We start from the raw sequence: 21,020 nt of genomic DNA on the forward strand, positions 1-21,020 counted from the left end.
GATATGAAAAAACTCGCCTAAAAAGAAAAAGAGCAACCTATCCAGGATTGCTCGATTAACTAACTTATTATTCATAAAAAATGCTGTTGGGGAAGGAGTCGAACCTTCAAGGGGTAGTTAGCTACAGTTCAAAAAATTAATTTGTGGTCAACCCAATAAACTGCGTTTGTCCCATTATTCCCCACCACCGAGACAAGGAGGCGTGTCTGCCAATTTCACCACCCAACATTTCAAAAGTTAACAGTTCTCAATTTCCAATTTTCAGTTTTAAACTGCTAACTGTAAATTGCCAACTGAACTGGCTGTAGGGGAAGGAATCGAACCTTCAAGGAGTGGTTAGTACCGAAACCGGTATATTCCCATTATTCTCCGCCACCGAGACAAGGAGGTGTGTCTGCCTGTTTCACCACCCTACATTATGTTATGCAATTTTGAAAGAACGTTCCCTTTTTGTTAATTGCTTGATACAAATGTAAAGGAACAAGCAATACCTTGCAAATATTTTAAACATTTAATTTTATTTTTATAATATTGATAAATATTTGTAAATTCGCTTATCATAATTCAAAAATATGCTTAAAAAAGACAATTCCAATTTAGAAATTGACAACCTCGACATCGACATATTAAAACAATTGATGCAGGATGCCACTAAACCCTATACAGAAATCGCTAAAGATCTTATTGTTTCAGGTGGAACGATACACGTTAGGATGAAGAAACTGCAGGAAATGGGCATTATTAAGGGCTCTCATCTTATTATTGATCCACAAAAGGCGGGATATGATATTTGCGCCTTTTTAGGCATTTACCTGGAAAAAGGAATTCAGTACAAAGATGCAGTTGCCCAATTGAGCAAAATTAAAGAGGTGGTAGAATTGCATTATACTACCGGTGCCTATAGTATGTTTGCCAAAATCATCTGCAGGGATACCAATCATTTACGCCATGTTTTAAACGAAGAAATACAGGCTGTGAACGGTATCCAACGTACGGAGACTTTAATATCGCTGGAAGAAAGCATTAAGCGGCAGATTGAACTAGGTTAAGCGGAAAGACTAAAGCAGAAAGATTAAAGGTGAAAGACCACAATCTGTGTAATCATACCTGAGTTCGGATGACCTTATATGTCTTATATGGTAAAAACCTTTAGTGATTTTATTTGAAAATGAACGCTCAGTAAGATTTCGGGAACAGCAGCCCTGTTATCCGCTATAGCCCCGATGAAGAATCGGTGGCTGACGCTTCTCCCGGGTTTGGAAACAAGGGTTGTGCAGGGTAAAATTCCTAACCGAAAATAAAACTACCTAACGCCCCACCCAGACCCGATTGAAGTGAACACGAAGCCGCAGGCAAAGTAAAACGGAAAGCGGGAGGAAACCCAAATAATTATACAGGCCTTGCTCTCCTAATCTTAATAATCATATTTATAAGGGGGCCTTCGACTACGCTCAGGGTGACAAACGCTAGAGTTAAGCTACTATAAAATAGTCGCCTTCTAAGCTCCAGTGAAATTTACATTTAGTCGAGATAGATTTAGCTACGCTGAGCACTGCGTGGTTCTCGACTGCGTTGCACTCCGCTCGAAATGACGAAATTCTTTATTTCAATAGCTGATAAGCAACCAGCGCGGCAACATAGGCCATAGCCGTCATGTAAGCCAATTGGATTACCGGCCATTTCCAGCCTTTGGTTTCGCGGTAAACAATAGCTACTGTGCTCATGCATTGCATGGCAAAAGCATAAAAAAGCATCAAAGAAATACCTGCGGCAAAAGTGTAAACAGGTAAGCCGGTGCGGTTATTAACCGAAGCCGACATGCGCTCTCTAATGGTGCCTGTATCTTCATCACCGCCATCAACACTATAAATAGTGGCCATTGTACCCACAAAGGCTTCGCGGGCAGCAAACGAAGTAATTAAACCAATACCAATCTTCCAGTCGTAACCCAAAGGGCGGATGGCAGGCTCGATCCAACGACCGAGAATACCCACGTAAGAGTTTTCCAATTTCTCGGTAGCCACCAGGGTTTTAATGTGATCTGTATTTTTTGTTGTATCAGTTAGAACAGATTCGTATTTTTTATCAATGTTCTCAAAGCGGTCTCCAGGCCCGAACGAAGCCATTACCCAAAGGATGATGGAAATGGCGATGATTACTTTACCAGCCTCAAATACAAAGGTTTTCGATTTTTCGTACATGGTATAAAACACATTTTTCCACCTGGGCATGCGGTAAATCGGTAACTCCATGATAAAATAAGACCTTTCTTTAGTTTTGATAATGAATTTCATTACCCATGCTACCAATACCGCAGCGATAATACCTACCAGATACATCACCATTAGCGCCAGTCCTTGAAGGTTAAAAACACCTAAAACGGTTTGAGAAGGGATAATTAAGGAAATAATCAGGATATATACCGGAAGCCTTGCTGAGCAACTTACCAAAGGGGTAACCATGATGGTAATCATCCTGTCCTTCCAGTTTTCGATATTTCGGGCAGCCATAATAGATGGAACAGCACAGGCCAAACCACCAATCATCGGTACTACCGATTTACCGTTAAGGCCAACCTTGCTCATAATTTTATCCATCATAAAAGTAACACGAGCCATATAACCCGTATCTTCTAAAATGGATATAAAAGCAAAAAGGATCGCAATCTGTGGAATAAAAACAAAAATGCCACCTAAACCTGCAATTATACCATCCAACAACAAATCGGTAAGCATGCCTGCCGGTAAATATTCGTGCCCAATGCTGGTAATAAAACCAAAACCAGTCTCAATCCAGTCCATTGGATAGGAAGACCAGGCAAATATGGCGTTAAAAATTACAAAAAGAATAAGCAGGAAAATGGCAAATCCCCATATTTTATGGGTTAAAATAGCATCCAATTTATCACTTAAAGAAAATTTCTTTTCTGTACCCCTGTCAATAACCACATCAGATAAAATCGTACCCAGCTGTTTATACCTTGCAATAGTTTCTGCAGCCTGAACCTTCGAAGATTCGAAATGGTGGGCTTGTTCTATTTGTTCAATTTCTTCCTGCTCTTTTTCGGTGAAGAAAGTAAGGTATTCGTGCTGATGAAGCACCTGAAGGGCATAATAATCGTTATCCGAATTCAGTTTCGATTTGATGGCATTAATGGCTTCGGGTGCCAGAAAATTCACATCAACATCCTGAAACTGGGTGGCAATTTTATTGGTATTGGCAATGGCTTGTTTTAACTTATCAATTCCGATGTTGTTTCTTGCTGAAATGGAAACCACCTGAACGCCCAATTTTTGTGAAAGTTTATCAAGGTCGATCTCAATGCCCTGTTTAGTGGAAAGATCGATCATGTTCAATGCTAAAATCATCGGGATGCCTAAATCGGCCACCTGCGAGTACAAAAGCATGTTTCGCTTTAGGTTCGAGGCATCGGCAATCAATACGATTACATCGGGATGGCTGTTGTTATTTTTATCGGCAAGTACCTGAAAAACGATACTTTCATCAGAACTTTTTGGATATAAACTATACGTTCCTGGCAAATCAATGATCTCTGCTTCTTTACCATCAGCAAGTTTAGTAAAACCTGTTTTCTTATCGACAGTGATGCCTGGAAAATTTCCAATTTTTTGATTTAACCCTGTTAAACGATTAAATAAAGTAGATTTACCTGTATTGGGATTACCAACTAACGCAACTTTAATATCCAAACCCAGCTTATTTATTGTATAATGATCACATCGGCTTCGCTTTTACGCAAACAAAGCTGATAACCAGCAACACGTATCGCCATTGGATCGCCCAGAGGAGCAAAACGCTCTACCTCTACTACCTCGCCCGGCAAGCAGCCCATCTCCATTAACTTTACAGACATATCTAAATCTGTAAAAGCTACAATTGTTCCCTTTTCTCCAACTTTTAGGTGCGACAGTTTCATGTGCTAAATTTGGCGCAAGTTAACCTTTCTTTAGATTTATTCCAAATAAGATACAGGGTATGGGATATAAATTACAGCGCTTTTACCCTAAAATGATCTAGTTTCGTTGTCTGCCCCCGCCAAAGCCTCCACCATCGTTACCACCACGGCCTCTGCCCCCTTCCTCATTCCCCCTAATACGATTTTTACCACCCATACGGTTTAAGGAATAGGTAAATGAAAACATAAAATAACGCTTCAATACGTTGTAACTTTCATCACGGATAGTGTTGTTGTTGGCCGTACGACTTACACCCTGGTTTTCGTTCAGCAAATCGTTTACGGCAGCTTTGAAAGTGCCACGGTTTTTAAAAAATTGTTTACTCAGGTACGAATTCACCAAAGTAAAGTAGGTATCGAAATTCTCTCCCCTACCTGTATTCTGGTTGTAATCTGCATCTACTGACCAGCGGATATCGCCCGGGAACATATAGCTGATACTGATATTGGGACTAAAAGTATAATAGCGTGTATTAGAATTAGGTTGAACCGAGTAAGTTGCCCGGTTAATTGAGCCATTAACGCCTGCGGTTAAATCGAGCTTATCCAAATTGGAAACCAAACGGTAACCATTGTTAATCGACCAGCTATTGGTGATATTTTTCAAGGTATTGGTAAAGTTTACATCCCGATCATAGTTGCTACTGATGTTGATATGAAAATTAAGCTTATTTTCTGCCATGATGGGCAAACTTAATGAGGAGGATAACGACCCGGAATAAACACCACTTACGTTTACGGGCAGTACTGCAAATTTACCCTGGTTAACCCCGCTTTCGATTAAACTGCTGCTATTGGCAATTTTATTGGAAGTCTGGGTCAGGTTTATATTAACAAATAACGACCTGTTTTTTCCAACGGTAAAAGTGTTGTATGCAATACGCAGGGTATTGTTAAATTCGGGTTTTAAATTGGGATTTCCCAGTGGGATACTTTGTGTATTGGTATTATTGGGAATGGGCTGCAATTGTTGTATGGTAGGCTGATTGGTACTACCACGGTAATTGAAGACCAAACGCTTACTATTGCTAAAATTATACCTGAACATGGCCGAAGGCGTATAGTTAAATATGTTCTGTTTTAATACGAATCCCTGGGTAATATTATTGTTTTTACGATCGGTATTCTGAATGGCCATCCCCACATTCCAGTTGTATTTTTTGGCCATTTTATTAAAACTGAAACCAGCTGTATTGGTTAAGGTGGTATTTTCATAAACGTTACTTAATGAATCATTTAACAAATCATAGTTCAGCGTAGCCGGGTTAAAATCGTAAGTAAAACGATTAGAAGTATTATGGTTATAGCCGTTCTGGTAGTTAAACTCAAGGCTCAGGGTTTTATTTAGAGGCTCTGTATAAACCAACCGGGTATTCTGACTAATAGATTCACTTTCCTGATCATTGAGCTGGTTAATAACCTTTACCGTTTTAACACTGTCTTTTTCACGCGTTTCGGAATTGTAATTATAATTATCGGCGTCGTTATTATTAATGTTCGTGTTAAAATTCAGCGACAATGTTCTTCCGCGGCGCATAAACTTTTTACGCAACAAAATATTATTACTGATAGCGGGCGCTGTATTATGATTGGTTAATTGCTGGGATCCGCTTGTGTTATAGGTGCCAAAATCGCGGGTATAAATACTGCTGTTTAGGCTCTCGTTATCGGTATAACTTAAATTGGGCTGCACTTTAAGTGAGGTTAACGAATCGATTTTGGTATCGATCATAAAGTTTAAGCGGTGGTTTAAACGGTCTGAAGTATTGGTCTGGTTATTATTAAAAATCGTTGTTACATCGCCCAACAGGTTTTGGGTTACGCTGTTCCTGAGGGTCAGGTCATCAGATTTATTCACAAAATAACTCAAACTCACTTCAGTTTGGTCGGCATATACATCCGAGAAATTAAATCCTCCCGCTTTGGTATCAGTAATTCCGCCACGTCCGCCATTGCTACCCCCATTTCCGCCACCAAAATTTTGTTTGTTCACATTATTAAACTGGGCAACTACACTCAATCGCTTATCCTGATCAAAATGGTTGATATTTGCGTTTACATCATATCGGTCGTTAGAGCCATAACCACCTGTGCTGTTCCCGAAATAGCCGTTTTTCTTTTCTTTTCTGGTCGTGATATTAATAATTTTGGTTCTTGAGCCATCATCAATTCCGGTAAACTGTGCCTGATCGGAAAGTTCATCGATAATCTGGATTTTATCGATCATATCGGCCGGAAGGTTTTTAGTGGCCAATAAAGGATCATTCCCAAAAAACTCTTTGCCATCTACCTTAACTTTGGTAATGGTTTCTCCCTGGGCTTTTACCGTACCGGCTTTATCTACCTCTACTCCTGGTAATTTCTTTAACAAATCTTCTACTACAGCATTCTCTACCACTTTAAATGAACTTGCGTTAAACTCAAGCGTATCCTTTTTTACCACAATGGGTGGAATTTCTGCTTTAATATCTACCGTTTGAAGATCGATTGCTCCTCCTTCTAAAACAATATCGCCCAGGATGACATCAAGTTTATCTGCTGAGATGGTAAAATCTTTAGTGATATTCTTTAAGCCTAAAAACGCAGCATATAACCTGTAAGTGCCGGGTTTTAAACCCTTAAAAACAAACTTCCCATCTTCTGTGGTACTTACAGCGCCTGCCATGCTCGAGTCTGCCAGATTTCTAACAGCCAAAGAAGCATAATCAATTGGTTTTTTATCCTTTGATTGAATAACCCTTCCGCTAACTGAACCCGTTTTCTGGGCATAAACATAAAAAGATGATAAAATAAGCAGGAGCGTAAAAATATGTTTCATTCGGTTAGTTTGCCTTATAATATAGAGACAGCATACTTTTATAAAGGTTTATTTTTACTTTGGTAACATTTGAAATACATAAATGTCAATTGTACATTTAATCCAAAGGATTGAGTAACGGTCGGTGAGACACCGACCGTTATAAAAAGAGTTATAAAACAGAAGAGTCCTGGTTAAAACCAGGACTTTTATTATCATATTGGTGGTCGGTGAGCCACCGGCCATTAGAAAAGATTACATCCTCGGACGGCCACCGCCGCCACCATTACCGCGTTGGCCTGGCATCTGCATATCGCCACTTATGTTTCTACCACCTATACGCGTTAAGGAGTAGGTGAATGAGAACATATAATAACGCTTTAATACATTGGTAGTTAAATCGACAATCGAAGTACCAGTAGCCGTTCTGCTTACACCAGTGTTCTGGTTAAGTGCATCATTTATAGAAAATTTAAATGTTCCTCTGTTTTTAAAAAACTGACGGCTGATGTAAGGATTAAGAATGGTGTATTCCTGGTTAAATTGATCGCCGCCACCAAAGTTCCTGAAATAATCGATATCGATTGCTAACCTGATATTGGCTGGCAATACGTAACTTACATCAAAACTTGGGTTAATGGTGTAATACTGCGTATTGGATGATGGCCTTGCAGAAAAAGTAGAATTGGTATAGCTACCAGTTATACCTCCCGTTAAATCGAATTTATCAACATTGGTAACCAATTTATAACCGTTTGAAATGGTATAACTGTTAGTCACATTTTTTACCAGATCGGTGCTTTCTTGGTCCGCAATAAAATTCACATTTCTGTTATACGATCCATTTCCAGAAATATTCAGCGTTAACTTACGTTCTGCCATTAAAGGCAGAGACCATGTTGCATTGGCATTACCTGCATAAACGCCATCCACATTAATGTAACTTACCTGTTGAACACCACCTGATAAAGGCACTACAGTATTTCCAATGGCATTAAAGGTTTGGGTAAGATTTAAGCCCGCAAAGAAAAACCGGCCATTTTCGATATTAAAGTTGTTAAAGTTGATCCTCAACTGGTTATTGAACGATGGTTTTAATGCAGGATTACCTATATAACGTGTCTGAGAATTTGTATTATCCAGAATCGGCTGAATCTGATCGATAGTTGGTTGTGAGGTAGAGCCTCTATAGTTAATGAACAAACGTTTACGGTTACTAAAATTATACCTGAACTGCGCAGAGGGGGTAATATTAATAAAATTCTGCGTACGTCTTAATCCTGTGGTTAAATTGGTGTTTACCCTGTTGGTCTGCTGTGCAGCAACCCCGATGTTCCAGTTGTATTTTTTCTCGGTAGTGGTTAAGCTTACACCTGCCGCATTGGTTAAGGTACGGTTGTTATAAATATTAGAAAAGGTATTATCTACCAGATCGTATTGCAGGGTTAAGGGATTGTAATTAAACACATCTCTATGCGAATCGCTATTCGAATAACTGTTCTGATAGTTCAGCTCTACACTCAGGGTTTTATTTAATGGTTCGGTATAAACCGCCCTTGTGGTATTATTTATCGAATGGCTATTGGTATTATTCAATTGATTGGTAATGGTGTCTCTTGTTGCTGCCCCTTCCGTAATTTTATCATTTCTATAGTTCAGGTTTGTACCGTCATTATCGTTTATGCTGGTGTTCATATTCAATGATAGCGTACGGCCTCTGCGTTTAAAACTTTTGCGGATCAGTAAATTATTGCTAAAGGTAGGCGTAGCAGCAGTTGTGGTATTCCTTTGCGTACCAACAGTTGAGCCGTCATCAAGCGTCCTGGTATAACTATTAAAATTGTTTCCATCTGTTTCGGTATAAGCTAGGTTCGGCTGAATTTTAATAGATAAAGATGGATTTATCTTGGTATCGACCATGAAATTGAAGCGATGGTTAATCCTGTCGGAAGTATTATTTATATCTTCAGCAATGTTATTCGTACCTCCTGCAAGATTTTGAGTGTTGGAGTTCTGGATATTTTCAGAAATTGCTTTATTAAAGAAATAACTGGCCTGAAACTGGGTGCCGTCTTTATAGGTGTCGGCAAAGTTTAAACCTGCTGCATTGGTAGTGGTGATCCCACCATTTCCGCCGCCGGAACTTGCTCCGCCACCAAATCCACCACGGCCGCCTCCACCTCCAAATCCATTACCTACACCTCCGCCCTGGCCAAAGTTCTGCTTGTTTACATTGTTAAACTGACCGATAAAGCTGATCTGCCTATCATCATCAAATTTGTTTACGTTCAAGCTGGCATCATAACGATCGTCAGAACCATAACCTATGGTACTGTTACCAAAATAACCATGTTTCATGCCATTTTTAGTAGTGATGTTTAAGATCTTGTTTCTTGTTCCATCATCAATACCGGTAAACTGCGCCTGTTCAGAAAGTTCATCAATTACCTGGATTTTATCAACCATATCAGCCGGAAGATTTTTAGTCGCCAATAACGGATCATTGCCAAAAAATTCTTTACCATCAATCTTTACTTTGGTAATGGTTTCGCCCTGGGCTTTAACACTGCCATCTTTTGCTACCTCAACCCCTGGCACCTTTTTCAGGAGATCTTCTACCACGGCATTTTCGCGCACTTTAATCGATTTGGCATCAAACTCTAAAGTATCTTTCTTTACCACAATCGGGATAGTAGCGGTTACGTTAACATCTTTTAAATCAACGCCATCATCATTCATGGCAATTTCGCCGGCATTTACAGCCGCCTTAGCCACTTCTATATCTTTGGTTGCTGTTTTTAAACCTAAAAAAGCGGAATAAATCCTATACTTACCCGGAGCTATGGCTTTAAAGCTAAAACTTCCGTCAGGATCGGTTTGACCGGATGCCACAACACTCGAATCTTTTAAACTCTTAATTGCGATTGTAGCAAAATCAACCGGTTTTTTATCTTTCGCGTTAATTACTTTTCCGCTTATCGAACCAGTATTTTGAGCCTGGGCGATGTAACCACAAAATAGAAGAACAATGAATATTGCCCGCTGAACGTTTCTTTTCATCAAAAAAATTAGATATTATAATATAAAACTAAGCTATCAGACTGTAGAAAAGCCGAAAGGTTTGTTAAGGTGTATTAAAAGCTTGGTAACATTTTAAATACAGCTTGAGGAAGGCAGTCAGATCAAACAGGAAATTGATCGGTAAGAGGATTATTTTTGTGTTAAAGGATAGCTGTTATAATACACTTTCGGGCAATTACAGTTCTTTTTAAAAATACTGCAGCCGCTTAAACCTATAGCCGCGATTAAACAAATGATGCTAACTTTTCTTCTCATTGAAATTTAATTTATGGAGCAATACATAACTAAAAACTGCCATTGATGCGCCTAACATATCACAGCCAAAATCCCACCACTCTGCAGAACGATAGGTAAAAACTTTCCATTGTAATAGTTCAATTCCGCCGCCGATGATAGCACAGACAAGTAAAACCTTAAAAATGGTTAAGGTTCTGAAAGCATAGGTATGCTGGTATTTTATTTTACCATAGAAAAGTAATACGGATAAAACAAAGAAAAAGCCCATGTGGGTCATTTTATCAAAGCCTTCGAAGAAAAAGCCGCTTTTTCCAACAGAATCGGAAATGTGCATATTGCAAAACACCAAAACAACAACTGTCCAAAGAATGGCCCATTTTTGCTGTTTTAGTGTTTTGTACAAAATATTAGAATTAGGCACCTACAAGTTCCTGGTAAGCTTCTGCTGTTAATAAACCATCTACTTCAGCTAAATCAGCTAAAGATACTTTTACCATCCATCCTTGTCCATAAGGATCAGAGTTAACCAATTCTGGGTTATCGTTTAATTCAGCATTAACTTCCAATACTGTTCCGGTAACTGGCATGTATAAATCAGATACCGTTTTAACAGCTTCTACAGTACCAAAAACTTCTTCTTTAGCTACCTCGCTACCTACAGTGTTAATATCAACATAAACGATATCGCCCAATTCGCGTTGTGCAAAATCAGTTACGCCAATATAAGCTTCGTTACCTTCAACTCTAACCCACTCGTGGTCTTTAGTGTACTTCAATTCTGATGGAAAATTCATTATTTATATATTTTTGAAAATAAGTTATTTAGTTCGTTGCTCTATCAGGCTTACACGCATAGTTGCAAACATTTAAACGTTTCCTATCGTTTACGCTCCAAAAATACGATTTACTTTCACATCTCGCAATGCCCGGCAAATTAACTTAAAAATATTAATTGTGTCAGCATTACGCGCTGTAAGCAAAGGGTATGAATTTCTGGCTATGTTAGTTCAAGTGGTTAGTTACATAAGGGAATTCAATACAGGTTGATTGCCAGCTGGTGGTTCTGTTATACTTCGTTAACTTTAAGCTACGTAATTCCACTCAAAACTTTATTCCCCAACCATAGCGTTTCATTCCATCGTAATTATCCACACCAGTAATGAGATGATAAGTAATAGTGTAAATATTGATCCGATTATATTAAAGTTGCTCATAATATTTGGTTAGTTATAGATAACAAATTAATACATACGAAATGTTTTATAAAATGGTTGTCCGCTTTGTTCATTTTTATAATCAGTCGATCTGACCATTAGCATTTTAAATCGATCAGTATAATTTTACTCCTCATAATTCATAGTGGTGGGTAAAGGTATCTTTCTCAACTTCACAGGAAATAAATAGGCCAATCATGAAAAATTTCCTTTTCATATTAATTGGAAGTGTAGGTGTTTGAGGAACTTTTTAAAGCGCAAGCATGTTACTATTGAGTATATGTGACTAACCTATACGACTTTAACAATCAGATTGGGTTTTCGTATTTCTTTATGATCCAAAGACCCAATTCCATAGTCTTTTCCACTTATTATGAAATTACCATACTGATTTTCGGTCAGAAGTTTGAATTCGCTCTGGTGTCTAACTTTTGGGGGCACTATACAACACAGATAGGCATCGTAACTATAGATACGTCACTAGTTCTGATGTGCTATTGTTATCGATTTCTTTCTATCTTGAGTGCGTTTTTTCTGGTAATGGAAATCAAATATCATTAGCATCAGTGCCAAAATCAACAAAGCAATCAATACCCAGTCCACTGTTGGACGGTCTCTCATAAGAAATAATTGGTTAGACTGCAAACATAGTAAAAAACTTAAAGTAACACAAACACCGCAGAAGGTATGGGTTTATTAACCTTCAGGAACTTGTGCAGATACATTTACCTGGAGCAGAACCAAGGGTCGAGAGCAATTTAAAGGAAATGTAGCCGTATTTGTGGAACCGCTCCTAATTTTACCGGCTATAAGAAACTCCAAAGGAGTTATTGTTTTTTTGGACTTGTCTGTTCTGACTGGCCATATCGATTAAAATCATAATTAAAGCACAAATTAATAACGAAATTAACATCCAGTCTGTTGTGAATTGCTTTTTCATAATCTGAGTATTTAAATATGTGCAAATTTAGAAAAAAGTGAACCGCAGTTCAAAAAAAAGTAATTGGACATCATAAATATTAAATCCGGCGAATAAGCCCAAACTCCCATTTCAAACAAAACTCTCAATCGTTTAACGCAAAAATAACCACAACAAAAAACTAATTTTCCCATTAACAATAAGATTTCGTCACTCCTGACTATTTACACATACACATATACTTTACTACAAATCCATATTAATATATTGAAATACAATAAAATAGCACATTTTAAAACGCATGTAAGCTTAAAAAAATAAAAAATTTTATAAAAATAAAACCGGATACATCAAAAATTACGTATATATGTAAATCTAACCATACAAACATCTAACCAAAAACCAAAATATGAGTAAGCTAATTATTATTGCAATTATTTTTTGCACGCTATTTTGGACAGTTCTTCTGTTAGTACAACCTATTATTATGCTTGCTTTTATCCTATTGACCAGCACTGTATTTTGGTTGAATACCAGGCATGCAAAAAACATAGAATAAAACTGGGTCATGAGGCTGTCTAATAGAATGTCATCCTGAGCTTGTCGAAGGAACTGTTTTAAATGTCTTACCAGGCGTTTCGATACTTCGTCAAGCTCTGTACAGGCTGAGCTCAACGCGACAAATTAATTGAATTACGATTTATGATACAGCCTAATGGCTCGAAACAGGCTGCATTTCCGTAGCCGCTATCAATGAACCTTATGTCCGTTGTATATTGCTATATCATGGAAAGAAAAGTATAGCCGATAGCAGTCGTCTCTATAGTGGTGAAAATTGACAGATTAGCAGTACATGTGTATAAAAATATGCATCCCAATACCTATACGAGAAATTCTTTCAGACTATCTGTATGACAGGTATATTTTTAAAAGAAAATTCACATGCAACACCTGATCATTTATGCAGGCTTTACTGCTTCTTAACACCAGGACTATATTTCTAATTTAATGTAAACCTTAAACTAAATCCGAAATTACTGAATGAGGTATTAAAAGTTTGTGAAGTATAGGGTTTGGTAATGTTCGAATCGTAAAATAACTTGATATTAAACTTCTGGTTTAACACATAATCGACACTTGGCCTAAGCGTAATATTTTTTGCACCTGAAGAAACTTCGGCTTCAGTAACATCGGCACGGTAAATCACCGTTTTATTATCGCGGATAGCTACATCTAACTTGAAATCCATGTTGTTATCCATTTTCAGGCTTTTAAACCACCCAAATGGGAAACGGAATTTGTTGGTACGGTAACCCAATCCTAAAACCATATTGTTTTCTGATAACTGTGCCAGCTGACTGTTTGATAAACTCAATCCCAATAAACGCGATCGGTTTAATTCGAAAGAAGCGGTCAGGTTATTTTTAAACCTCGTATCAACACCAACCAAAGGAGAAAAATATTCTGAAATGGTTACCTGAGCAAACTGGTATTCTGGTAAAAAGTTATTATTTACATCCCTACTACTCACGGCACCGTTGGTTTCCTGGTAACGCAATAATGAGTTAAAGCCATTAATATTATAGGCCGAACGATAGCCATGACGGATATCGACAGACGAAAATTTATCGGCAATAAAAGGAATACGTGTCAAACCGCTATAAGTTAAACTCCAGTTTGGAAGCGGTATTTTCGGGAAAGCATTCATTTTCGTCTTACCTGCATCTTTACCCGAATAAGCAGCCATAAAAGCAGAGATAATTACATCCTGGCTCTCCTTACTGTAACCATCAGCATAACCTCCATTGATGCCACCCGAATTTGGGTTTTCAGCGCCAAGCCTTCTGGAAATAATTATCCTATTGGCCATAAACTGATTAAATAGTCCTGAGATAATGGTGGAATTACTTTCTTTAAATGCCGTGCCTAAAGCGATGTACGATACGCTATAATCTCCCGTGGTAATTGCACTCAGATTCTCGAACGAGGATACGCTGGCCACGTACCTGAAATTTGTAGAAAAGTTTCTTGTTTGTGCTTTATTGGCTTTTAACGTGATCCGTAGATCTTTAAAAGGCTCGAGTAGACCAGTAAATTGAAAATCCTCTCTTAAGGTGTTTACGTACAGTTGGTTCTGTAACGTATCGGTTGTTAACCAACCATTATTCAGTGCCATATCCCTGATATCCCGCTGACTACCAAAAGCAAAACCTAAACCTGGTGCTCCTGTTGCATTGTCGATACCGAAATACTTCGTGGTTGGCAAATAACCAGGGAGAAAAATACCTTTAGTTTGTACGAAACTGGCATTAACGTTTTTTAAACTGGTTAAAATGTTGATGAAAAAGTTCTTCGCTTTACTACCGTCCTGATCATTACCAGCATTCCTGATAAAGCCAAATTTGTTGTACAATGTAGTTAGGTTTAATGTTGGGTTAACCTGTACAGTCCTGCTGTTTTGTACGGTATTACCCAAGTTAATATTTGGATCCAATAATGTAGAAAGCGGTTCGGTTTGCCAGTTAAAGTTGGTACCATAACGGGTTTTTACGGTAACCCAGTTTAGCCCTGGTATTTTATCAATTGGCAAATTATAGGTAACGTTTAAATTGTGGTTATAATCGGTTGTGCGCCCTAATCGTTTTAAGTTTTGCCAAACAGTATCGCGTTTCATGCCGTCAATTCTTCCATCCGGTTCGTCAATAATCGAATAATTTGTGGCATTAAAATCTAACTGTAACGAACGGGTAAGGTTCCATGCGATACCATAAACCCGGCTCATGGTAAAGTTTTTGTTAAAGGTGGTACCATAACCACTCTGATAAAGCCCGATGGTGTTATTCGGATCGTTATTCCGTAAGGTATTTTCTGAATATAAGCGGTCTACATCAATCCTGAAATTAATCGCGCTTGGAAAAATACTGAAGTTAAAATCCTTCAATAAGGCCAGCATGTTAGATTTTATGATTTTTTCAAACGGCGCTATCGTTTTCGCTTCTTTACTATAACTGTACTGTAACGATGCCCTATAGGTATTCTGAATACTGCTTTGATTAATAAAATCGCGATGATTATATTGGGTATAAGCATAACTTGCAGCAAAATTCTCAATATCCCAAAGACGGACAGGTTTATTGTTATTGATCCGTTCTTTTCTAACATTGGTAAAGTTTATCCCTCTTCTAACGGTATAATCCTGTGCAAAATTTAAAATCGAATCTTTTTGTTCTTTTGTAGATTGCTCCAAAGCATTTTTAAGCTCGATATCTGGTGTCCTTGGATTGTACTGAGGAGTAGAAACTTGTTTAGAGTAACTCACAAACATCGGGATTTTCACGCCCGATTTTTGCGGCAGAAACCTACCTAATTCCATTGCAGAAGAAACATCAAGCAATACATTATCTGCACGGTTCCGCTCGCTCACTTTCGAATCGATCGAACCAAAACCGATGGTAGATTTACTTCCGGAAATATTTACATCGGCAAAATCGGCTAATTTTAAGTTCAATCTTCCGGTAGCTGCCCAACCACCTCTTTCATCGAATTCAGTTAATCTTAATTCGTTAAACCAAACCAACGCATTTTTATCAAGGCCATCATCATTACGTTCATCATTGGCGGCACGGAGCGGATTTTTAACACCCACCATATATACCCTAACTTTGCTCATATCAGGCTGCCCTTTAACTACGATCGTTCTCGTTCCGTCGGTATAGGTAAATGGTACATTTGTCGGCCATGGTCGTCCGTTAGCTTGTTTGGCAACATTACGGGCTAACTTTGCATTTTGAAAAAGCGTTAAATCAATATCCATTCTGTTGGCTTCCGGCCAAATGGCATCAGGATCGCTTGTACCGGGATTGGTCACCTTTAACGGGATTACATATTCATAATAATTATCCTGGTTATCGGTTCCGATTCTTAAGAATGCAGCAACATCATTATCATTTAAAACCTGGTTATTAACCGCCTCGGCATGAATAAACATTTCCAAATGTTTGTAAGACCTGAAATCGCTATAGGCTGTTTTAAATGCACCTCTACCATAACCATCTCTTAACGATTTTACGATAACGGATAGTGATTGCTCATTTAAACGTGTATCGCCACGATAGTTGCTATAGTCACGCTCACGAAGAATACCAGGAGGGGTAACATATGGAATTGGTGAACGTTTTCCATTTTCTTCGATATTCACTGTCGATACTTCAATAGTAGAATTATCAGGCGTAAGTGCAGGCAAAGATGGCTCGACGATTACTTGCGCAGCCTGGTTCGATGCATTGTACGCTCTCCATTCCCCGCGGATCAATTGTAATTTCGCGAAACGCATTACGGCAGTATCAGCAAAATTGGTCATAAACATCCTAAAGAAACGGATAGATTTAAAATCCTGGATACCACCAACCCGATCCTGGTACTGGCTAATCGGGATCCTGAATTGATACCATGAAACAGCCTGCGTATTTCCATTGGCCAGTTTTACCTGCGAAGTTACTTTATCGGTAATAAAATTCTGTCCAACATTTAAATCTCCCGGGCGCATCGAAACTTTATACTGAAAATACTCATCACTTTGCGTCATGTTATTATCGCGGTTGATGTCTTCCCCATCGGGTAAAGAAGTGGAAGCGGAATTTTCAAGCCCTAATTCTTCTTGCGATTGCTGCGAAGTTTTAGAGTTCCCTTCAGTTCCGTTATACTTTTCGTAACGTTTAAGAATACCTGCATTAATCTGATCTAATGCCGGCCCCCTGAAATAAGTATAATTATCTGATGATGGATCGGCATCAAGAGCAGTTGAAGCTGTTGCGTCTAATTGCGATTTGATCTGAGTGATTGCGGCAGCAAATTTTACTTTTTCATCAGCATCAGATAATCCGTCCAAACCTACATCCTGTGCTCTGCGCGAATTGGCATTGTTATCGAAAGCCTGTACAACGGGTTGTAATTTCGGCACGCGTCCCCAAACGGTTTCATCATATTTGCCCGGATCGTTTGTTGCGGGCAAACCATTTTCTAAAGATTTTCTACCATCTTTAAGAATATCTTCTGAAATATTCCCCAGGTTGAAATAGATATCACCACCTGCCGAATTTGGCTTATAAATAAATGGATCCATTACCCAAAATTCGATGAAACCAACATTTAGCGCTTCAAAATCGTTTGTTTCAATCTTCCGCTGAAAACCTCCCCAATTATTTCTCGGTTGCAACAAACTTCCATCTGGCCTAAAATCAGTGGTACGGAAATTATAAGGTCCCCTAACGGTTGGATAAAAGGCCACATCCAAAGTGGTAAGGTTTAAGGCTTGCCCGGTTGCAGTTTCCTTAAATGGAAAAACCTCCTGCTCAATTACCTCTCTCACATAGTGATTGGAAAGTTCTCCCCGGTTGCCCCTGATATTGGCAGGAGTGGTAGATGCCGCCGAATTATAAAAAGTTGGGTCGATGTTATAAAATGCAATTCGTGCCCGGCGGTAACCATAGGATAAATCGTTGGATTTATCGAATTCCGGAAAAAGCTGTGGCGTACCAGACAGCTGCCAGGCAATGGCACTTTTTAAATCGATCACCGATCTAGATGCTTCGAAATCATCCAAATAACTTACCCCGTTTTTACTGCCGGCAAAATTAAGCGCCCTTGGGTGACCGGGGATCAGTTGAGCAAATTCACCGTAAAACGTTACACTTGATGGTGCTTTAGTTGAAATAAAAGGAAGTTTATCAACCAGTTTTGTTAAAAACCGCGAAGGTGAACTATAGTTAATATCTGCTCCCCAAATGGTATTCGAGATGGGTTCTTCGCCGATGTTTACCTTTTGGGTTAAAGGTTTTTCGGTCAGGTTCATGATCGTACCCCCCAGGTTTAGTTTATTGTTTACACGGTAATCTAAACGGGTTCCGAAAAGCGACCGCTGTTGCAGACCAAAGGTTTCACTATTTTCTGTGGTAATTCTAATCGGCTGACCAGATACCAAAAGTGCCTGGTTGATGATACTTACACGTCCACCCTGATAATCGACCGTAAAGTCTACTCCTTCTGTCAGCGGCATTGTTCCTGCAAAAACCTTTACCGATCCTTCCGGAACATTGATGGCATTTAAGCTAAATTCAGAAGAAATATCAGATTGGTAATTTACCTTGATGGTATACCGGTTCTGGTTTTGAAACAACTGCCTGGCGATGGTTTGTGTTGAATCGTAAAGCGCGGTAAACGTATATTTATTGATTAATGCCTGTTCGCTTGGCAAAAACTTTGCAGCCAAATCTTTACCAAATGGTTCAATCACAGGGAAAATAATCCTCCCATTTGCCGGATCGATAGTGATATAACCCGAATTGGTATTGGTAACCAATGAGGTCTGCCCATTGCTACCCGTACCAAACATACTGGCCTGGTTGGCATTGCTTGCTGTAGAATAAGATCCAAAGGCATTGTTTGCAGCCACGAAATCGAAAACACCATCTGGTCTCCGCTCATTCTGCTGATTTAAACGATCGAATTCGGTTAGGGCAATCCACTGTTTATTAGCCGTATTCTGACCTTCTGTCATTACCGGATTATCAACACCTGTTTCGTTATCTATACGGTAAATATCAAGTTTAAAATTCTGACTGCTGATCTGATATCCGCCGATAGAATAAATATTTTTCATCATCAGATCCCATGTTGGCAGCTGGATCTTAGTGGTTTCGTTCTTTAACAATTTGGCATAAAGCACTTTTGGATTAGCCGCATCAAAAGAAACATCGGTAGAAAACTCACCCACCTGGTACTCCACCCCGTTATAGGTATAGCGGTAGGCAACTGCTAAAACCTCATCGGCATTTAGCGGATTATTTAACGATAAATAACCCAGTTGTGGCTGAAAAGTAAATTCGCGATCTGTTAACTTCCTCGCATAAACCAATTTAGCAAAATTATCGGTATTACTACTGTTAGCTGGCGTTGTTTGGAAGAAAGAAAGGACAGCATTAGAATTTGTCTGCCTGATAGCCCCACCCTGATAAGCATTTAATTGAGAGATCAAGTTGTTTGATTGCTGTGGAAAGCCAGTAGCGGTAGTTCCTGCAGGCAGACCGGAAGTACCTCCGGTAATTAAATTATTGTTAAAAGGAACGTTTTCACCCAAATCCATCAAACCCAATACATCTCTGGAGTCGGTGGTATTTCCTGCTTTATTGGTAATCCAAACTTCAATTTTGGTAATCTGGATCGGAGAGGTAATAATAGGTGCGTTAGCCAGGTTCTTGTTATAGTTATTTCTAAAATATTGCGAAAGAAAATAGTGTTTATTGGCTTCGTAGCTATCTATATTTACCGTAGTGGTATTTTGCTGTGCCCCATTGGTAATTTTAATCTCTCTAGATTGTGATTTTTGTTGGGTATAAACACTCGTTACGTTTAAACGCCCGAATTTTAGTTGTGTTTTTATCCCAAAAAGCGCCTGTGTTCCGGTAATCAATGAGGTATTTAAAGGCAAACTCACATTACCGGCTTCTATTTTTTGAATAATATCATCTACACCGCCTGTATAATCCAGTTTGATTTGGTTTTCAAAATCAAACTGCGCTTCTGTATTGTAATTACTTTTTATTTTTAGCTTGGTTCCAATATTTCCAACCAGGTCCATCTGGATCCTCTGGTTAAAATCGAAATTGGTTTGTACCCTTTGTCTTTCGTTAAAAAGCGGATTTTCATTTTTATTTACCCTTCCTAAAAAAGTAAGCTCGGCCTCACCGCGGGGCTGAATATCAATCGTTGTGCCTCCAAACAGTTTTTCAAAAGCTTTACTGTTTACCTGAATCTGCGGAATAATGCCGGTGCTTCTATAATCGCTTACTTCCGCATTAGAAATGCTGCGCCAGTTACCCCTTTTTATTTCACTGTTTACCAGCCGTTGGTACTCATCAATGGTAAGGTATTGGGTGTTGAGAACGAAGTTTTCGCCAATAAGTTCTTTAACAACATAACGCCTGTTTTTTGCATCGTATTCTACAACACGCTTTAAATTACTAGGGGATGGATAAAATGGATTAACTGCCGGACTAAGGCCTAACCTTTCTTTTTCCCGCAGGCTAAAATTGTTTTTTGGGGTAATAGTATCTGTTTTGCTTGGAACAACTTGAGCATAAGTGGTTTGAGAAGCAATTATAAAAAGAAGAATGAGAAAAAGAAATGTAGATATTCTCTTCAAAGGCGTTAAATCTATAAAGTTTTCAAAGCTTGTTTAATTAACTGCTCTACCGAAAGGCTTCCCTCTGTCACTTTTAATATTTGGTCTATAGTTTTTTCGGCGGTTTGTTTGGCGAACCCGAGCATTACCAATGCTGATAACGCTTCATCTTTAACGGTATTGTGCTGAGGCATAGAAATTAATGAATCAGCACCTTCTTTTTTTAACTTATCCTGCAGTTCTAAAACCAGGCGTTGTGCGGTTTTTACACCCAAGCCCTTAATCCGCTGTATGAGTGGCAAATCTGCTTTAACAATAGCAGTTTGAATCTCAACGGGAGTGATGGAGGATAAAATCATCCTTCCCGTATTCGGTCCGATACCCGATACCGAAATTAAATGTAAAAATAAACGGCGTTCGCCTTCATCAGCGAAGCCGTATAATGTATGTGCATCTTCTTTTACATGCAGCCAGGTGTATAATTTGCACCTTTCTGCATCGCCCAAAGCGCTGTATGTATTTAACGAAATGTTTATATGATAGCCTATACCTCCGGCTTCAACCACAACATAGGCTGGGTTTTTAAATGTCAATTTACCATCAATATAGGCGTACAT

The 21,020-nt window shown here is 38.8% G+C and carries 10 protein-coding genes and 2 tRNA genes; 1 reads left to right on the plus strand and 11 read right to left on the minus strand.

The features are described from left to right. Window positions 1-83: 83 nt before the first annotated feature. Window positions 84-228: transfer RNA gene (locus tag ACUN24_RS02375), tRNA-Asp, on the minus strand. Between the two features lie 71 nt (window positions 229-299). Further along, a tRNA-Asp gene (locus tag ACUN24_RS02380) sits at window positions 300-416 on the minus strand. A gap of 156 nt (window positions 417-572) precedes the next feature. Here ACUN24_RS02380 and ACUN24_RS02385 point away from each other — a divergent pair. Beyond that, window positions 573-1,049, plus strand: coding sequence for an Lrp/AsnC ligand binding domain-containing protein (locus ACUN24_RS02385; protein ID WP_025145395.1), 477 nt, complete (start codon window positions 573-575; stop codon window positions 1,047-1,049). A gap of 552 nt (window positions 1,050-1,601) precedes the next feature. Here ACUN24_RS02385 and feoB read toward each other — a convergent pair. From feoB to ruvA, 9 genes are all read right to left on the minus strand, one after another. Continuing rightward, complete coding sequence (gene feoB, locus ACUN24_RS02390) at window positions 1,602-3,716, minus strand: ferrous iron transport protein B (protein WP_445565122.1); 2,115 nt, start codon at window positions 3,714-3,716, stop codon at window positions 1,602-1,604. A gap of 5 nt (window positions 3,717-3,721) precedes the next feature. Beyond that, the gene (locus tag ACUN24_RS02395) at window positions 3,722-3,937 is read right to left on the minus strand and encodes a FeoA family protein (RefSeq protein ID WP_055913318.1); all 216 of its coding nucleotides are present in this window, start codon (window positions 3,935-3,937) and stop codon (window positions 3,722-3,724) included. A 97-nt stretch (window positions 3,938-4,034) separates the two neighbouring features. After that, the gene (locus ACUN24_RS02400; RefSeq protein WP_445561084.1) at window positions 4,035-6,794 is read right to left on the minus strand and encodes a TonB-dependent receptor domain-containing protein; all 2,760 of its coding nucleotides are present in this window, start codon (window positions 6,792-6,794) and stop codon (window positions 4,035-4,037) included. 234 nt (window positions 6,795-7,028) lie between these two features. After that, a complete protein-coding gene (locus ACUN24_RS02405; RefSeq protein WP_445561085.1) occupies window positions 7,029-9,833 on the minus strand; it encodes an outer membrane beta-barrel family protein in 2,805 nt (934 codons plus the stop codon). 259 nt (window positions 9,834-10,092) lie between these two features. Continuing rightward, window positions 10,093-10,494: a VanZ family protein gene (locus tag ACUN24_RS02410; protein WP_316846038.1), complete on the minus strand. Its 402-nt coding sequence runs from the start codon at window positions 10,492-10,494 to the stop codon at window positions 10,093-10,095. A 10-nt stretch (window positions 10,495-10,504) separates the two neighbouring features. Continuing rightward, a complete protein-coding gene (gcvH, locus tag ACUN24_RS02415) occupies window positions 10,505-10,885 on the minus strand; it encodes a glycine cleavage system protein GcvH (protein ID WP_147224488.1) in 381 nt (126 codons plus the stop codon). Between the two features lie 1,219 nt (window positions 10,886-12,104). Beyond that, entirely contained in the window at window positions 12,105-12,245 is a 141-nt protein-coding gene (locus ACUN24_RS02420) for a hypothetical protein (RefSeq protein ID WP_445561086.1), read from the minus strand. Between the two features lie 979 nt (window positions 12,246-13,224). Beyond that, window positions 13,225-20,424 carry a T9SS outer membrane translocon Sov/SprA gene (sov, locus tag ACUN24_RS02425; RefSeq protein ID WP_445561087.1) on the minus strand — a complete coding sequence of 2,400 codons (7,200 nt, stop codon included), beginning with the start codon at window positions 20,422-20,424 and terminating at the stop codon, window positions 13,225-13,227. A gap of 11 nt (window positions 20,425-20,435) precedes the next feature. After that, window positions 20,436-21,020: a Holliday junction branch migration protein RuvA gene (gene ruvA, locus ACUN24_RS02430; RefSeq protein WP_445561088.1), complete on the minus strand. Its 585-nt coding sequence runs from the start codon at window positions 21,018-21,020 to the stop codon at window positions 20,436-20,438.

Source organism: Pedobacter sp. WC2501 (assembly GCF_052682415.1).

Coding starts and splice junctions, on each gene's coding strand:
- ACUN24_RS02385 (WP_025145395.1), top strand. CDS start 573: ATGCTTAAAAAAGACAATTCCAATTTAGAAATTGACAACCTCGACATC.
- ACUN24_RS02395 (WP_055913318.1), bottom strand. CDS start 3,937: ATGAAACTGTCGCACCTAAAAGTTGGAGAAAAGGGAACAATTGTAGCT.
- ACUN24_RS02400 (WP_445561084.1), bottom strand. CDS start 6,794: ATGAAACATATTTTTACGCTCCTGCTTATTTTATCATCTTTTTATGTT.
- ACUN24_RS02405 (WP_445561085.1), bottom strand. CDS start 9,833: ATGAAAAGAAACGTTCAGCGGGCAATATTCATTGTTCTTCTATTTTGT.
- gcvH (WP_147224488.1), bottom strand. CDS start 10,885: ATGAATTTTCCATCAGAATTGAAGTACACTAAAGACCACGAGTGGGTT.
- ACUN24_RS02420 (WP_445561086.1), bottom strand. CDS start 12,245: ATGAAAAAGCAATTCACAACAGACTGGATGTTAATTTCGTTATTAATT.
- ruvA (WP_445561088.1), bottom strand. CDS start 21,020: ATGTACGCCTATATTGATGGTAAATTGACATTTAAAAACCCAGCCTAT.